Annotated in this window: 13 protein-coding genes and 1 pseudogene; 6 read left to right on the forward strand and 8 right to left on the reverse strand. The window is 68.1% G+C overall.

The window, feature by feature from the left end:
* The first annotated feature begins 5 nt into the window (after window positions 1–5).
* Window positions 6–3,281 carry an arabinosyltransferase domain-containing protein gene (locus GV792_RS17915; RefSeq protein ID WP_163825296.1) on the forward strand — a complete coding sequence of 1,092 codons (3,276 nt, stop codon included), beginning with the start codon at window positions 6–8 and terminating at the stop codon, window positions 3,279–3,281.
* 59 nt (window positions 3,282–3,340) lie between these two features.
* Here the strand turns inward: GV792_RS17915 and GV792_RS17920 are convergent, their stop codons facing one another.
* From GV792_RS17920 to GV792_RS17935, 4 genes and pseudogenes are all read right to left on the reverse strand, one after another.
* Window positions 3,341–4,297 carry an ADP-ribosylglycohydrolase family protein gene (locus GV792_RS17920; RefSeq protein WP_163825264.1) on the reverse strand — a complete coding sequence of 319 codons (957 nt, stop codon included), beginning with the start codon at window positions 4,295–4,297 and terminating at the stop codon, window positions 3,341–3,343.
* 81 nt (window positions 4,298–4,378) lie between these two features.
* Window positions 4,379–4,585: pseudogene (locus GV792_RS17925) on the reverse strand (hypothetical protein); the annotation flags it as partial.
* Complete coding sequence (locus GV792_RS17930) at window positions 4,584–4,979, reverse strand: type II toxin-antitoxin system VapC family toxin (protein ID WP_163825265.1); 396 nt, start codon at window positions 4,977–4,979, stop codon at window positions 4,584–4,586. The pseudogene GV792_RS17925 and the gene GV792_RS17930, both read right to left, overlap by 2 nt.
* The gene (locus tag GV792_RS17935; RefSeq protein WP_163825266.1) at window positions 4,973–5,227 is read right to left on the reverse strand and encodes a type II toxin-antitoxin system Phd/YefM family antitoxin; all 255 of its coding nucleotides are present in this window, start codon (window positions 5,225–5,227) and stop codon (window positions 4,973–4,975) included. The genes GV792_RS17930 and GV792_RS17935 overlap by 7 nt, the downstream gene beginning before the upstream one ends.
* A 258-nt stretch (window positions 5,228–5,485) precedes the next feature.
* Between GV792_RS17935 and GV792_RS17940 the strand changes: the two genes are divergently transcribed.
* A complete protein-coding gene (locus GV792_RS17940; protein ID WP_163825267.1) occupies window positions 5,486–7,909 on the forward strand; it encodes an HAD-IC family P-type ATPase in 2,424 nt (807 codons plus the stop codon).
* Window positions 7,910–7,973: 64 nt separating this feature from the next.
* On the opposite strand, the gene GV792_RS17945 is transcribed toward GV792_RS17940, so the two are convergent.
* Window positions 7,974–8,432, reverse strand: coding sequence for a VOC family protein (locus GV792_RS17945; RefSeq protein WP_163825268.1), 459 nt, complete (start codon window positions 8,430–8,432; stop codon window positions 7,974–7,976).
* Window positions 8,433–8,525: 93 nt separating this feature from the next.
* On the reverse strand, window positions 8,526–9,416 hold the full coding sequence (locus GV792_RS17950) for a hypothetical protein (RefSeq protein WP_175584520.1): 891 nt from the start codon (window positions 9,414–9,416) through the stop codon (window positions 8,526–8,528).
* Window positions 9,417–9,588: 172 nt separating this feature from the next.
* Here GV792_RS17950 and lspA point away from each other — a divergent pair, with 172 nt between their 5' ends.
* The 3 genes from lspA to GV792_RS17965 are packed head-to-tail and all read left to right on the forward strand — an operon-like array spanning window position 9,589 to window position 12,059.
* A complete protein-coding gene (gene lspA, locus GV792_RS17955; protein ID WP_256668103.1) occupies window positions 9,589–10,365 on the forward strand; it encodes a signal peptidase II in 777 nt (258 codons plus the stop codon).
* Window positions 10,362–11,288, forward strand: a complete 927-nt coding sequence (locus tag GV792_RS17960) for an RluA family pseudouridine synthase (protein ID WP_163825269.1) — start codon at window positions 10,362–10,364, stop codon at window positions 11,286–11,288. Before lspA ends, GV792_RS17960 begins: the two co-directional genes overlap by 4 nt.
* A gap of 42 nt (window positions 11,289–11,330) precedes the next feature.
* A complete protein-coding gene (locus GV792_RS17965; protein WP_309139124.1) occupies window positions 11,331–12,059 on the forward strand; it encodes a hypothetical protein in 729 nt (242 codons plus the stop codon).
* A 151-nt stretch (window positions 12,060–12,210) separates the two neighbouring features.
* On the opposite strand, the gene GV792_RS17970 is transcribed toward GV792_RS17965, so the two are convergent.
* Window positions 12,211–13,035: a PhzF family phenazine biosynthesis protein gene (locus GV792_RS17970; RefSeq protein ID WP_163825270.1), complete on the reverse strand. Its 825-nt coding sequence runs from the start codon at window positions 13,033–13,035 to the stop codon at window positions 12,211–12,213.
* A gap of 191 nt (window positions 13,036–13,226) precedes the next feature.
* Between GV792_RS17970 and GV792_RS17975 the strand changes: the two genes are divergently transcribed.
* The gene (locus GV792_RS17975; protein WP_163825271.1) at window positions 13,227–13,811 is read left to right on the forward strand and encodes a maleylpyruvate isomerase family mycothiol-dependent enzyme; all 585 of its coding nucleotides are present in this window, start codon (window positions 13,227–13,229) and stop codon (window positions 13,809–13,811) included.
* Window positions 13,812–13,898: 87 nt separating this feature from the next.
* Here the strand turns inward: GV792_RS17975 and GV792_RS17980 are convergent.
* On the reverse strand, window positions 13,899–14,716 hold an 818-nt coding region (locus GV792_RS17980; RefSeq protein ID WP_163825272.1), incomplete at its 5' end, for an AMP-binding enzyme.

The raw sequence follows: 14,716 nt of genomic DNA on the forward strand, positions 1-14,716 counted from the left end.
ACACGATGGTGTGGGCGGGCGAGCGGCCCGGCGAGACGACCGATCCCCGTCCGGCGCAACCCGATCGCGGTGGTTGGGCCCGGCAGGTCGCGATTGTCGCCGCACTCATCGGTGCGCTGTGTGCGCTGGCCGTTCCGTTCCTGCCGGTGCGGATGGACGCGGCGACGGTCAGCTGGCCGCAGAACGAGGCGGCCCGCAGTATCGAGGCTCCGCTGGTGTCCTACGCGCCGATCGGGCTGACCGCCGAGATTCCGTGTGCCGCGATCTCGCAGCTGGCAGGCACGGGCGGCGTCGTGGCGTCGACCATTCCGCGACAGTCGGCGGATATGGAGCGCTACGGCTTCGTCCTCAAGGTCGTCGCCGATACGCCCGAGCGTCCGGGTCGTGTCGATGCGGTGTCGCGCAACACGCTGCTGTGGTCGGCGCCGCTGGCCGAGGTTCGTGACCAGGCCTGCGCGCTGTCGATCGACGTGTCGACGACGCGATCCGAGATCGCGGTGACCGGTGCGGGACCGGCGGGTGCGGTCGTCGAACGCGATGTGCGACCGCAGGTGGTCGGTGTGTTCAGCGATCTCGCCGGCGCCGCGCCCGAGGGCATGCGCGTCGATGTCGAGGTCGATTCGCGGTACGCCACCTCGCCGACGCCGCTCAAGCTCGTCGTCATCGTGCTCGCCGTGCTGGCGGCGCTGGTGTCGCTGGTGGCGTTGTACCGGCTCGATCGGACCGACGGGCGCTCGTCCCGGCGGTTCCTGCCCTCGCGCTGGTGGCGGCTGAAACCGGTCGACTGGGTTGTGTTCGCGACGCTGCTGGTGTGGCATTTCATCGGCGCCAACACCTCCGACGACGGTTACATCCTCGGGATGGCGCGCGGCGCCCAGAGTTCGGGCTACATGTCGAACTATTACCGCTGGTTCTCCGTCGACGAGGCGCCCTTCTACACGCCCTACACCGACGTGATCGGCTGGATGACGCATGTGTCGGTCGCCAGTACCTGGGTGCGGCTGCCGGTGCTGCTGTCCGCGCTGGTCTGCTGGTGGGTGATCAGCCGTGAGGTGCTGCCGCGACTCGGTGCCGCGGTGCGTGGCAGCAAGATCGCGGTGTGGACGACCGCACTGGTGTTCCTGGCGTTCTGGTTGCCCTACAACAACGGTCTGCGCGCCGAGTTCGTGGTCGCGACCGGAGTGATTCTCACCTGGGTGTCGGTCGAGCGCGCCATCGCCACCCGTCGTCTGCTACCCGCGGCGCTGGCGATTCTCATTGCCGCGATGACATTGACCGCCGCACCATCAGGTGTGATCTGTGTGGCCGCGCTGATCGCCGGTGCGCGCGCCATGACGGCGGTGATAGTGCACCGCGCCAAGACCGTCGGTTACCTGGCGCAGCTGCTGCCGTTGCTCGCGGTCGGGGTGGTTGTGCTGCCGGTGATCTTCGCCGACCGGACCTTCACCGCGTTCACCGAGATGCTGTACGTGCACGACCGGATCGGCCCCGGCGAATCCTGGTTCTTCGAATACCTCCGCTACCAGTACCTGATCCAGCCCAGCGGTGACGGCTGGCTCACGCGCCGCTTCGGTGTGTTCCTGATGTTCCTGTGTCTGCTGGTCTGCGTGGTCACCATGCTGCGCCGCGGAGGACACATCCCCGGCACCGCGGCCGGGCCGTCGCGGCGCATCATCGGCATCACCTTCGGCGCCATGCTGCTGATGATGTTCGCGCCGACGAAGTGGAATCACCAGTTCGGCGTGTTCGCCGGGCTGGCCGCGTGTGCCGCGGCACTCACCGCCGTCGCGGTGAGTGCGAAGGTGATGCGTCCGGTGCGCAACCGGGCGCTGTTCGCTGCGGCAGTGTTCTTTACCCTGGCCATGAGTTTCGTCGCCGCCAACGGCTACTGGTACGTGTCGTCGTGGGGGATCCCGTGGTGGGACAAGCCGCCCTCGGTCGCGGGCTTCGGCATCTCGACGTTCCTGATGGGCCTGACGGTGCTCGCGCTGGCGGTGGCCGCCTGGTTCCATATCCGTCCCGCCGCCGACCCGGCGCCGGATTCGGTGACCGGACGCTTCGCCCGGGTACCGGTGCTGATGATCGTGGCCGCCGCCATGGTGGTGTTCGAGGTGGCCTCGTTCGCCAAGGCCGCCGTCTCCCAGTACCCGGCGTATTCGCTGGCGAAATCGAATCTGGCGGCGACGTTCTCGGGCGGGTGCGGTCTGGCCGACGATGTGCTCGTCGAGCCGAATCCGAATGCGTCGATGCTGCGCCCGCTGTCCGGTGATCCCGCCGCCGCCCTTTCCGGCACCGAATCGGCCGGATTCACTCCGAACGGTGTCGCCCCCGTGCTGGTCTCCGAGGAAGTCGAAACCAGTACCGGCCGGGCCAATACCGTGTCGTCGGATCCGGACGAGATTCGCGATGCGCAGGCATCGGCGGGTTCGACCTCCGAGACCTCGACCGGCAGCGGTGTGAACGGCAGCAGTGTCCCGCTGCCATTCGGACTCGAACCGGCCACGACCCCGGTGCTCGGTACCTACAGCCCCGCCGACCAGGGTCCGGCCGCGCTGACCACCGGCTGGTATCAGCTACCCGAGGTCGTCGACGGCAGCCGCGGCGACATCATTGCCATCGCGGTGGCCGGCCGGATTCGTTCGGTGGACGCCGACGGTGTGGAGCGCCCGGGTCAGCGGCTCGAACTCGAATACGGCACCACCCAGCCCGATGGCAGCGTGGCGCCGCGGGGCATGGTCATGCCACTCGATATCGGCCCCGCACCGGTGTGGCGCAATGTGCGCGTGCCGCTGGATCAGCTGCCCGGTGATGCCGATGTGGTGCGGCTGGTCGCCGAGGACAAGGATCTGGGCGGCGACCAGTGGCTGGCTGTCACCCCGCCGCGGGTTCCGCAGACGACCACGATCAACCAGCTGCTCGGTTCACAGACACCGGTGCTGCTGGACTGGTCGGTCGGGCTGAACTTCCCGTGCCAGAACCATCTGCCCACCCGCTACGGCGTCTCAGAACTGCCGCAGTACCGGATCCTGCCCGACCGCGGCGGCGCCGCCATCACCAATATGTGGCAGGCCCACGACGGCGGCGGCCCGCTCGGCTGGACCCAGTTGCTGTTCACCGCACGAACCCTGCCCGCCTACCTGAACCATGACTGGGACAAGGACTGGGGCTCGATCGAGCAGTACATCCCGATCGACCCGGACGCCGAAGCGGCGCGGGTTTCCGTCGAACAGGTGCGGCGTTCGGGGACGTGGACGCCGGGCCACATCATCACCTCGTTCTGAGGTCGGTTGTGGTGGGCGCAGATCCCGCCCACCACAACCGAGTCCGGCGCGCGTGCCGGCTAGCCCGCGTTCTTCAGCACGATCCGATGTGCGAGCACGACCAGATCGTCGCCGGTCAACCCCGGGTAGCCGTGCAGTATCCGGCGCCACTCGGCGGGCACCGCCGACGCTCCCCAGCGGGCGCCGAGTAGCGCACCAGCGATGGCCGCGGTGGTGTCGGTATCGCCGCCGGCGCGCACACACCGTTCCAGCGCGCGCGGAAGGTGTTCGGGCCCCGACTGTTCGGTGGTGGTGATGGCCCACCACGCGGTCTGCAGGGCGTGTACGACCCAGCCGTTCTTCGGGAAGTCCTGCGGCGTACCGGTTTCGGCCTGATCGAGCAGCGGCATCCAGTAGTCGGCGGCTGGGCAGCGTGCGGCGTACTCGCGGACGCCGTCGAAGCCGGCCTCCACGACGGCGTGCCGGATGGCGTGGCTCCACATCTCGCACGCCTCGATGGCCTGTTGGTCGTGATGGGTGAGCAGGCCGATCGTCCCCGCCACTCGCGTGCATTCCTCCGGCCGGTCGAGGAAGGCAAGGGCGACCGGCCCGGTACGCATCAGGGAGCCGTTACCGCCGGTCAGCCCTGGCAGGGACATGGCGACCGCCTGCATATCGCGGGCCGTGGCCGGTCCCGCACCGAGCACCTTCGAGGTCTGCACCCCGACATCCGGCGGCTGCGAATCCCACCACCGCATGAACCCCGCCGCCACCTCGTCCAGATCGATGCCCCCAGCGGACTTATCGGCCGCCAGCGCGATCGCCATGGCCATCGAAGTGTCGTCGGTCCATTGGCCCGGCGCCCAGCCGAAGACTCCGCCGCCGATCATGCCGATCTCCGAGTCAGGGCCGGGATGGGTGAATTCGTAGCCTGCGCCCAGCGCGTCTCCGGCGGCGCTGCCGACTAGTGCTCCCGCGGCCCGGTCCAGGATCTCGTCGTTCACAGCCGTCCGACCTCCGATATCAGTGCGCTCCATGGTGATCCCGACGTGATGCCGGGATCGAATCGCGGAGAATCTAACCGAAACGAGCTCGTCGCGCCCCTTTTCTGTGTGGTTTCACAGTCGGCCGGGCGACCGGAGCGATCGTTGCCCTGAACCGACCTCAGCGCGCGGCCGGTCGAGGGCCGGGGTCGCCGGGGCGGGATCGACCAGTTCGGTGGCGCGGGTTCGCCTGCGCACGCAGACCGACGCATACCTGGTGAACACCGCAAGCGCCGCCCAGACGAGTGCGAAACCGGCCCACCGCGAGGTGGGCATCGGTTCAGAGTTTGATGACCTGAAGGTCGGGCATATCGTCGTAGTCGCCATCCTGGGTGACGACAGGAATGCCGTGTGCCAGTGCGGTAGCGGCGATCCAGCTGTCGTTGATCGGTGCTCTTCGTCCTGCTGCGCGCAAGCGGGAGACGAGCAGTGCCCATGTCTCCGCGACCATTTCGTCCACCTCGATCGGCTCGAATCGCTGTGCGAGCTGGTATGTGGACAACCTGCGGGCCGCGGATTCAGGATCGCGAGCGTTGATCACCCCGAGTCGCAGTTCACCCAGCGTGATCACCGAGACCCCCCACTCGTAGTCCTCGAATCGGGACGAGTCGTATCGCTTGGCTTCCAAACCGATGAATATCGAAGTGTCGGCGATCGCTCGCTGCGCGCCTACCACGGCAGGTCGTCGGTCGTGTCGGGCAAGGTCTCCCGCAGCTCTTGGGCGAATCCCGTGGTGTCCGGCCCAAGCCGCAGCAACTCCTGAGTGATCTCCGCGGCGGGCACCCACCGGCGCCGCCGGGGGAGTGGAATGATCTTCGCGACTGGCCGGTTGTCCTTCAGAATTTCGAACTCCTCACCCGCTTCGACGCGACGGAGCACATCAGCGGTGTGATTACGAAGCTCCCGGGCAGGCAGTGCACTCATGCTACGAGCGTAGCCCGTTGCTACGACTGTAGCAAGAAGTTGCCTGGGGCATGGCCGGGAGCGCGAAGAATGCGGGGAACGAGCCCGCACCGCCTACGTTGCGACACCTAACCCGACACACGGGATCGGCTTGGCCCGCACTCGTCCGACGGCACTTCGCGCTGACCCCTACCGCCGCATCGCTTCTGGCGGGCACGTGGGCCCGGTCGTGCGCGCTGAGAAGGGCTGCGTGGTCGGCCGTCGCTTAGGCTGGCAGCCATGTCGATATCCGTGCAGGCGCCGCGTTCGACCGGGCTGACCGCTGCCGAGGTGTCCGAGCGCCGTCGTGACGGCCGCACCAATGATGTCCCTGACCGGGCCAGCCGCTCGGTGCGCGATATCGTCCGCGCCAACGTCTTCACCAGGATCAATGCCATCCTCGGCGTGCTGTTCGTGCTGGTGATGGCCACCGGCTCGGTGATCGACGGCATGTTCGGTCTGCTCATCGTCGCCAACAGCGCGGTCGGCATCATTCAGGAGATCCGCGCCAAACGCACCCTCGATCAGCTGGCGATCGTCAGCCAGGCCAAGCCGACGGTGCGCCGTGACGGGCAGTCCGAGCAGATCGCACCGAAGGATGTGGTGCTCGACGAGCTGATCGAGCTCGGCCCCGGCGATCAGATCGTGGTCGACGGTGAGGTCGCCGAATCCGAACTGCTCGAGGTCGACGAATCGCTGCTCACCGGTGAAGCCGACCCGGTGCACAAGGAGCTGGGCGCACAGGTGCTCTCGGGCAGCTATGTGGTGTCGGGGTCCGGCGCCTACCGCGCCACCAAGGTCGGCAGGGACGCCTATGCGGCCGAGCTGGCCGAGGAAGCCAGCAAGTTCACCCTGGTCAATTCCGAACTGCGCAATGGCATCAACACCATTCTCAAGGTCATCACCTACCTGCTGATCCCCGCCGGTGCGTTGATCATCTACAACCAGCTGTTCTCCAGTGGCCAGTCGTGGCGGCCCGCGGTCACCGGCATGGTGGCGGCGCTGGTGCCGATGGTCCCCGAGGGCCTGGTGCTGATGACCTCGATCGCGTTCGCCGTCGGCGTGGTGCGGCTCGGCCGGCGCAAATGCCTGGTGCAGGAACTGCCCGCGATCGAGGGCCTGGCCCGGGTCGATGTGGTGTGCGCGGACAAGACCGGCACCTTGACCGAGAACGGTATGCGGCTCGCCGATATCAAGGTGCTCGGCTCGGCCGACGACGCCGAGGTACGGCGGGCGCTGGCCGCTATGGCCGGTGACGATCCGCGCCCGAACGCCAGCGTGCAGGCGATCGCCGAGGGGCTGCCCGAACGGCCGGACTGGCAGTACACCGCGGTCGCGCCGTTCTCCTCGGCCAAGAAATGGAGCGGGTTCTCCTACGGCGAGCACGGTGACTGGCTGCTGGGCGCGCCGGATGTGCTGCTGGATCCCGGCTCGGAGGACGCGCGGGTGGCCGAGGAGCTTGGTGCCTCCGGGTTGCGCATCCTGTTGCTCGCGCGCGGGGACCGTCCCGTCGACGCACCCGACGCCCCCGGCACCGTGACTCCGGTCGCGCTGGTGGTGCTGGAGCAGAAGGTGCGCCCGGACGCCCGCGAGACCCTGGACTATTTCGCGAGCCAGGACGTGTCGATCAAGGTCATCTCCGGCGATAACGCGGTGTCGGTCGGTGCGGTGGCCTCCTCGCTCGACCTGCCCGGCGGCGACCATGCGGTCGACGCGCGCGGACTGCCGGAGGACCGCGCGGCACTTGCCGACGTGCTCGACGAGCAGACGACCTTCGGCCGGGTGCGTCCCGATCAGAAGCGCGCCATGGTCGGTGCGCTGCAATCACGCGGGCACACCGTCGCCATGACCGGTGACGGCGTGAACGATGTCCTCGCGCTCAAGGACGCCGATATCGGCGTCGCAATGGGTTCGGGCAGCCCCGCCACCCGCGCGGTCGCCCAGATCGTGCTGTTGGACAACAAGTTCGCGACCCTGCCATACGTGGTGGGGGAGGGTCGCCGGGTTATCGGCAATATCGAGCGGGTCTCGAATCTGTTCCTCACCAAGACCGTGTACTCGGTGCTGCTGGCCTTCCTGGTCGGCCTGGCCGGTGTCGGCTCGCAGATCTTCGACTACGAGCCGATCGGGTACCCGTTCCTGCCGCGCCATGTCACCATCGCCGCCTGGTTCACCATCGGCATTCCGGCGTTCATCCTGTCGCTGGCGCCGAACAACGAGCGGGCGCGAACCGGTTTCGTTGGCCGGGTGATGCGGTTGGCGATCCCGTCGGGTGTGGTGATCGGTGTGGCCACCTTCGTGGCCTATCTGATCGCCTATGCGGGACCGGAAGCCACCGAGGAGCAGACCGTGCAGGCGGGCACCACCGCGCTCATCACCCTGATCATGATCGCGGTCTGGGTGCTTGCCATCGTGGCGCGGCCGTACGTGTGGTGGAAGGTGGTGCTGTTGGCGGCGTCGGTGCTGGCCTACCTGCTGCTGTTCAGCATTCCGTTCACCAGGGAGTTCTTCAAACTCGACCCGTCCAACGTCTCGCTCACCACCGCCGCGGTGATCTGCGGTGCGGTCGGCATCGTGTTGGTCGAGGCGGCCTGGTGGGTCACCGCCTCACTGCGCGACGAGGACCACAAGCTCATCCCCGCGTCCCCTGGCGGGGCGGCCTGAGCGACGCGCGGAACCCGGCTGCGGATCGTGCCGCGGCCGGGTCCACGCGTTGACGTCGGGAAGCTCAGGTGAACTGGGCCATGCGTCGTTCCATTTCGTCGGGGGCGACGTCCTCGACGTGGGTGGAGACTGTCCACTGGTGGCCCCACGGGTCGGTGAAGCTGCCCGAGCGGTCGCCGTAGAACTGGGTTTCCACGGGGGTGATCGCGGTGGCGCCTGCGGCGATGGCCGCGTTGTAGGCGGCGTCGGAGTCGGGCAGATAGATATTGAAATTGACCGGGGTGCCGCCGACGGTCTTCGGGTCGCGGAAGTTCATTTCCGGAGACGGATCACCGAGCATGAGCACGGAGTCGCCGACCAGCAGTTCACAGTGGGCGACCTTGCCATCCGGGCGCGGCATACGCATGCGCTCGGTGGCGCCGAAAATCTTCTTGTAGAACTCGATCGCCTCGGCGGCGCCGTCTATGGCGAGGCCGGGACAGATACGGGGATAGCCCTCGGGAATCGGGGAGACATCGGACATCGCAAGACCTCCTGGGTCTCGATCGGTTGTCGGACGGTTCCGAGCCTAGGCCCGGGCACCGACAAACAACACCGATCGCGACACGCGGCGGCCTCACTCGCCCCAGGACACCCGGGTGCTGATCGTCTGACGCAGCCGCGTATCTGTGCGCGGATCGAGGTAGGACTGCTGCCCACCGATATCGATCGCCCCTGACACCGGCAGCGGCAGGCCGAGATCGACGATGATCGTGCCCGCGCCGGTCATCATGTAGTCCTCGATCTGGAGGGTGCCCGCCTCGTTGGGCAGATTCCAGATCCGCGACTTCGGTGTCTGGGCGACCGCCAGGTCGATGGTGAGCCGGTTCCCGTCGCGTTCGGTCAACGTCGCGGTGGTCACCTGATCGAGTGACACCCCGCCGGTCACCTCCTGCCGCACCGTCCACACCGCGCCCACACCGACCGGCTCGTCCGGGAGCGTGATCGACTGGTACACCGCCTGATAGAACGCCTGCTCGATCGCGGCGCGCGCCGAGTTGGAGGTATCCGGTGAGGGGGCAAGGCGCAACGCGGTGATCGAGCCGAATTCGCTCATATCCAAACCGGCGTGCGAACCGTCGGCGGCCGTCAGCGCCTCCGATAACGACGGATCGGGGGTGGTGACGGCGCCGAGGGTGAGGTCGACGCCCTCGGCGCCGGTGCGCGCTGTCAACGGGATGGTCAGCGCCGGATTGGAGAAGTCACGGGCGGGCTGATCGTTGATCTGCTGCTGGATGCGGTGATCGGTGCGCAGCGTCACCTCCTGCACGGTGCCGTCCGGGAAACCCGCGCGCAGCGAGCTGCGCGGCTCGCTGCCCGGCGAATCGACCGTGGCCACCGCGGCGGCGATCGGCACAGTCACTTCGCGCCCGATACCGAGCGGCTCGGTGCCCTCGGCCTCCGACGACGGCTCGGAACCGTCGCTGCAACCGACACCGAATGCCGACAACCCGACCGCGAGCACCATGATCAGCACTCCGGAACGCGCGATCCGGGGTGCGTGGGGAGAAGACAACACCGTCACGAGCAACAGACTACGACCGCTTCCTGAGTGTCAGCTGGGACGTGCGGCGCCCGGATCCTGAGGATCCGCTGGGACATGCGGTGACCACAGCACAGCGTCGTTCGCGCCTCGAGAGATGATGGTCGGCGTGAGTGACGACCGGCCACCCGAGCCAAGCACCGCCGACCAGCCCCCCGAGGCTCCGGCGCGCCCACCGCAGCGACTGCGGCTGTTGCTGGTGATCGCGGCGGTGCTGTTCGCGCTCGATCTGCTCACCAAGATCATCGTGGTCGCCACGCTGACCCCCGGCGAGCCGGTGTATCTCATCGGCGATTTCGCGCGGCTGAGCCTGGTGCGCAATCCGGGCGCGGCCTTCTCCATGGCGACCGGAATGACATGGCTGTTGACGCTGGTCGCGACCGCCGTGGTGATCGGGGTGATCCGCATCGGCCGGACGCTGCGCTCGATGTGGTGGGCCATCGGCCTCGGCATGGTGCTCGGTGGTGCGCTCGGCAACCTGGTGGACAGGTTGTTCCGATCGCCGGGGCCGTTGCAGGGTCATGTGGTCGACTTCGTCGCGGTCGGCTGGTGGCCGGTGTTCAATGTCGCCGATTCGGCCATCGTGTGCGGTGCCATCCTGCTTGTCGTGCTCACGGTGTTCGGGTTCGAGCCCAACGGAAACAGGATCGGACGCGGTGAGGATTCGGCTGAGACCGACACCGCTGACACGGGGTCCGCGGCCGCCGATTCCGAGACCGCCGACCGCGATGCCGACGACGAACCCGGTTCAACGGGCCCCGCAGGCGATGCGCCGGATACCGGCCCGAAAGCGGCGACGACCAGCGCTGCCGAGCCGACCGACACAACCACCGACGGCGAATCGGCGAAGGCCGGCGAGGGGAGCGCGGCGTGAGGGAAACCAGGACCATGCCGGTGCCCGATGGGCTCGACGGCATGCGGGTAGACGCGGGCCTGTCGCGGCTGCTCGGCCTGTCGCGCACCGCGGTGGCGGCGCTGGCCGAAGAGGGTTCGGTGCAGCTGGACGGTGTGGCCGCCGGTAAATCGGATCGGCTGACCGCGGGTGCCTGGCTCGAGGTGGTGTTCCCCGAGCCGAAGCGCGAGCTCACCATCGACGCCGAGCCGGTAGAGGGGATGAAGATCCTCTACGCCGACGACGATATCGTCGCCGTCGACAAACCGGTCGGCGTCGCCGCGCACACCGGTGTCGGCTGGACCGGGCCGACAGTGGTGGGCGGGCTGGCCGCGGCCGGGTACCGCATCTCCACCTCCGGCGCGCACGAACGTCAGGGGATCGTGCACCGGCTCGACGTCGGCACGTCCGGGGTGATGGTGGTCGCGCAGTCCGAGCACGCCTACACCATGCTCAAGCGAGCGTTCAAGCAGCGCACCGTCGACAAGCGGTATCACGCGCTGGTGCAGGGACATCCGGATCCAAGCAGCGGCACCATCGACGCCCCCATCGGCCGCGCCCGCGGAAACGACTGGAAGTTCGCGGTCACCGCCGACGGCCGTCCCAGCGTCACCCACTACGACACCGTTGAGGCATTCCAGGCGGCGAGTCTGCTCGATATCCACCTGGAAACCGGCCGCACTCATCAGATCCGGGTGCATTTCTCCGCGATCCGCCACCCCTGCTGCGGTGACCTGACCTACGGCGCCGATCCACGCCTGGCCGAACGCCTCGGCCTGCAACGGCAGTGGTTGCACGCGCGTTCGCTCGGCTTCCAGCATCCGGCCGACGGCCGGTATCTGGAGATCACCAGCGAGTACCCGGCCGACCTGACCAACGCCCTCGATGTTCTGCGCAATGCCTGAGCGCTGCCCCCGAGACCAGGCGTCCCGGAGCAGGTGTTGACGGTGCCCGGCGAACCCGACGGGATCGACGCCGCGCCGGACGAGGACGGCGGTGGTTTCCGGACGACGCGCGCCGTGCGGGCGGTGTTCGCGGGGGTCGTCGCGGTGGCCGTGGTCGTGCTGATCGTGGTGGGTGCGATGCAACCGCAACGCTCGGACGGTGTGTCCACCGATCGGCTCGGTCCCGAGCAGGGTGAGGCCGTCGCGGACTATCTGGCGCGGGCGCAGGATTCGCTGACCGGCACCGATACCGGCGAGCATTGGGCGCTGGTGTCGTTCACCGAATATCAGACCCCGCAACAACTTCTGGAACGTTCAGGTGGTCTCCGGATCGGCCGAGTGCTGTATCAGGTGCCGCTGCCCCGCGTGCACACACAGTTGATGACGGTGCAGGTCCCGGCCGGTGACGCGGTGGTTCTGCGTTCGGCGGAGGACGCCGCATGGCAGCTGCTGGATCAGCTGCGCCGCTCCGGATATGTCGACGAGCGCATGCGGAAGGTCACGGAAGTCTCGGTCGCCCGGCTGCGGGCCGGGTGTGCGTGCGCGGTCGGCCTGATCGTGCGCGCCAGCCTGGATCAGCTGCGAAACCTGGCTGCCCAGAACGGAATCCGCGCGGTGGAGGCGTTGCCAGCCGACGCCGCCGCCGGCGGTTTCGCGATCGTCCCGCTGTTGCCCGACGCCACCGAGTTCGTGACGACGACGCCCGACGACGGTCCGGTCCCGGACTTCTGAGTCCGGGCGCGTCAGCGATCGTCATGGCGAATGACGAGGCCGCGTCGACTCTCGCGATTGTGGCCGCCCGCGATGCTGCCGAGCGGTGACCGATGTCCGCGCATCCGATCTGCTGGAGGTCAGCGTCCACGAGAGATGAACGGTGGATGCGTCACCCCTCGTCTGGCAGCGTCACCACACCGTCCAGGTACCGCCGGCATCGGCCGATGAGCAGCACCCGGTCGCCGACCAGCTCTGTGCGCAGCAGACCGCCACGGCGCGAGAGCTGACGAGCGGTCAGCAGATTGCGGCCGAGCTCGCGGCTCCATAGCGGCACCAGCTGGGCATGAGCGGACCCGGTCACCGGATCTTCGGGAACACCGACGCCGGGGCCGAAAAACCGGGAGACGAAGTCCACCTCGTCGCCGCGTGCGGTGACGATCGCGCCACGGGGCAGCGGCGGAAACCGGTCCAGCGCGGGCCGCAGGGTACGCACCTCCTGCTCGGTGGCCACGACGATCACCGCATCGGCGCCGGTGTAGGCACGCACCGGCCGTACGCCGAGTGCCGCGACGAGCATCGGATCGGGGTCGGTCTCGATCGACGGAACCACGGGGAGGTCGAGCACATATTCGTCGTCATCGGTCCGATCGACGTGCAACCACCCGCTGCGGGTGTAGAAACTGACCCGGTCGGCGCCGGGCTGGATATCGGTCAGGATCTGCGCCGCACTCGCCAGCGTCGCGTGCCCGCACATTTCCACCTCCACCCGCGGGGTGAACCAGCGCAGGTGGAATGCGGGCCAGTCGCCGGGCGGCGGCCCCGCCTCGGCGGGTAGTCCGGGCGTATAGAAGGCCGTTTCGGCGAGGTTGTTCTCCTCGGCCAGATGTTGCAACAGCGCATCGGGCAGCCACGTGGGCAACGGCATCACCGCAGCCGGATTGCCCGAGAACGGTGCGTCCGCGAACGCGTCGATCTGATGCAGCAGAACCTCCATGCGCAAGAAGGTACTCCAACTCTGAATATTCGCTTCGCGCAAGGTATCTCGTGGCGTGCCAGGTCATGCGTCCACTTGGGTGCCGGTGTGGTGCGCGGCGGCACGGAGACGCGGATCGGGCGTGTCGCGATGATTTCCGCCGCCCGGCCCCGTCCTATCGTTGACCGACCCTTCGACCGGGAGAATCGACGATGGACCGTGATCAGATCCTGATGTGGTTGCGTGCGGAGCGGCTGGCGTTCGCCGACTTTCTCGATGAGCTGAGCGAGGACGAATGGGCGCGGGATTCGCTGTGTGCCGGCTGGACGGTCCACGATGTGCTCGCCCACCTCACCTCGCCCGACGCGGTCCGCGACACTGTCGTCGGTCTGATCCGGGCCAGGGGCAATTGGGATCGGATGACCGCTGAGATGGCGCGTGGCCGCTCGGCGCGATTCACACCCACCGAGCTGATCGCGCAGTTACGCGAATCGGCGGGGTCGTCACGGCGGGCACCGGGCGCGGCACCGGCCGATCCGCTGGTGGACATCATCGTGCACGAGCAGGACATCGCTCGCCCGCTCGGCCGCAGCAGGCACACCCCGCCGGAACGGGTCGTCGCTGCCCTCGATCACGTTCTCGCCAGCCGGTTCTACGGTGCGCGTCAGCGTCTGGCGGGAATGCGACTCACCGCAACCGACGTGGAATGGGCCTATGGTACGGGCCCCGAGCAGGTCGACGCCCCGGCGATCGATCTGCTGCTCCTAGCGACCGGCCGCGACTTCTCACGAACGTAGAAACCATCCGCAAGGGTGGTCCGGCCTCAATACCCATACGGCGGACCCGATCCCCCTCACGGACCGGGTCCGCCATATGCACGGGGATTACCCGCGGGCGATGGACTCGAACACTGTCGGGTCGACCAGGGTGGAGGTGTCGCCGAGTTCGCGGCCTTCCGCGACGTCACGCAACAGGCGTCGCATGATCTTGCCGCTGCGCGTCTTCGGCAGCTCCGGGACGATATGGATATCACGGGGCCGGGCGATCGGGCTGATCTGCCGCGCCACTTCGGCCTTCAGCTGGGTGATCAATCCGGCACGGTCGCCGTCGACCGCGCCTGCCTCGGCGGTGAGGATGGCGAAGGCGACGATGGCCTGGCCCGTGGTGGTGTCGGTGGCACCCACGACGGCGGCTTCGGCGACAGCGCCGTGGGCGACAAGGGCCGATTCCACCTCGGCGGTGGAAATGCGATGTCCGGAGACGTTCATGACGTCGTCGACGCGGCCGAGTACCCACAGGTCGCCGTCGGCGTCGAGCCGTGCGCCGTCTCCAGCGAAGTACCAACCGGAGGCACCGAAGCGGTCCCAGTAGGTCTCCTGGAAGCGCTGCGGATCGTTCCAGATGCCGCGCAGCATCGACGGCCACGGCTGATCCAGTACCAGCAGGCCCGACTTGCCGCGCCCGAGTTCGGTGCCGTCGTCATCGACGACGCGCGCGGAGATGCCTGGCAGGGGGGTCATGGCGGCGCCTGGTTTGGGGGCGGTGATGCCGGGCAGTGGGGAGATCATGATGGATCCGGTTTCGGTCTGCCACCAGGTGTCGACGATGGGTGTGCTGCCGGCGCCGATGACCTCGCGGTACCAGCGCCACGCCTCCGGGTTGATCGGTTCACCGACCGAGCCGAGCACTCGCAGTGATGACA

It is taken from the genome of Nocardia cyriacigeorgica, assembly GCF_010868145.1.
GTDB lineage: Bacteria > Actinomycetota > Actinomycetes > Mycobacteriales > Mycobacteriaceae > Nocardia > Nocardia cyriacigeorgica_D.

Bases quoted from the DNA above. Each gene is read 5' to 3' on its own strand.
- GV792_RS17935 (WP_163825266.1), bottom strand. From the start codon at position 5,227: ATGAGTGCACTGCCTGCCCGGGAGCTTCGTAATCACACCGCTGATGTG.
- GV792_RS17950 (WP_175584520.1), bottom strand. From the start codon at position 9,416: ATGGTGCTCGCGGTCGGGTTGTCGGCATTCGGTGTCGGTTGCAGCGAC.
- GV792_RS17970 (WP_163825270.1), bottom strand. From the start codon at position 13,035: ATGGAGGTTCTGCTGCATCAGATCGACGCGTTCGCGGACGCACCGTTC.
- lspA (WP_256668103.1), top strand. From the start codon at position 9,589: ATGATGGTCGGCGTGAGTGACGACCGGCCACCCGAGCCAAGCACCGCC.
- GV792_RS17945 (WP_163825268.1), bottom strand. From the start codon at position 8,432: ATGTCCGATGTCTCCCCGATTCCCGAGGGCTATCCCCGTATCTGTCCC.
- GV792_RS17975 (WP_163825271.1), top strand. From the start codon at position 13,227: ATGGACCGTGATCAGATCCTGATGTGGTTGCGTGCGGAGCGGCTGGCG.
- GV792_RS17940 (WP_163825267.1), top strand. From the start codon at position 5,486: ATGTCGATATCCGTGCAGGCGCCGCGTTCGACCGGGCTGACCGCTGCC.
- GV792_RS17920 (WP_163825264.1), bottom strand. From the start codon at position 4,297: ATGGAGCGCACTGATATCGGAGGTCGGACGGCTGTGAACGACGAGATC.
- GV792_RS17915 (WP_163825296.1), top strand. From the start codon at position 6: ATGGTGTGGGCGGGCGAGCGGCCCGGCGAGACGACCGATCCCCGTCCG.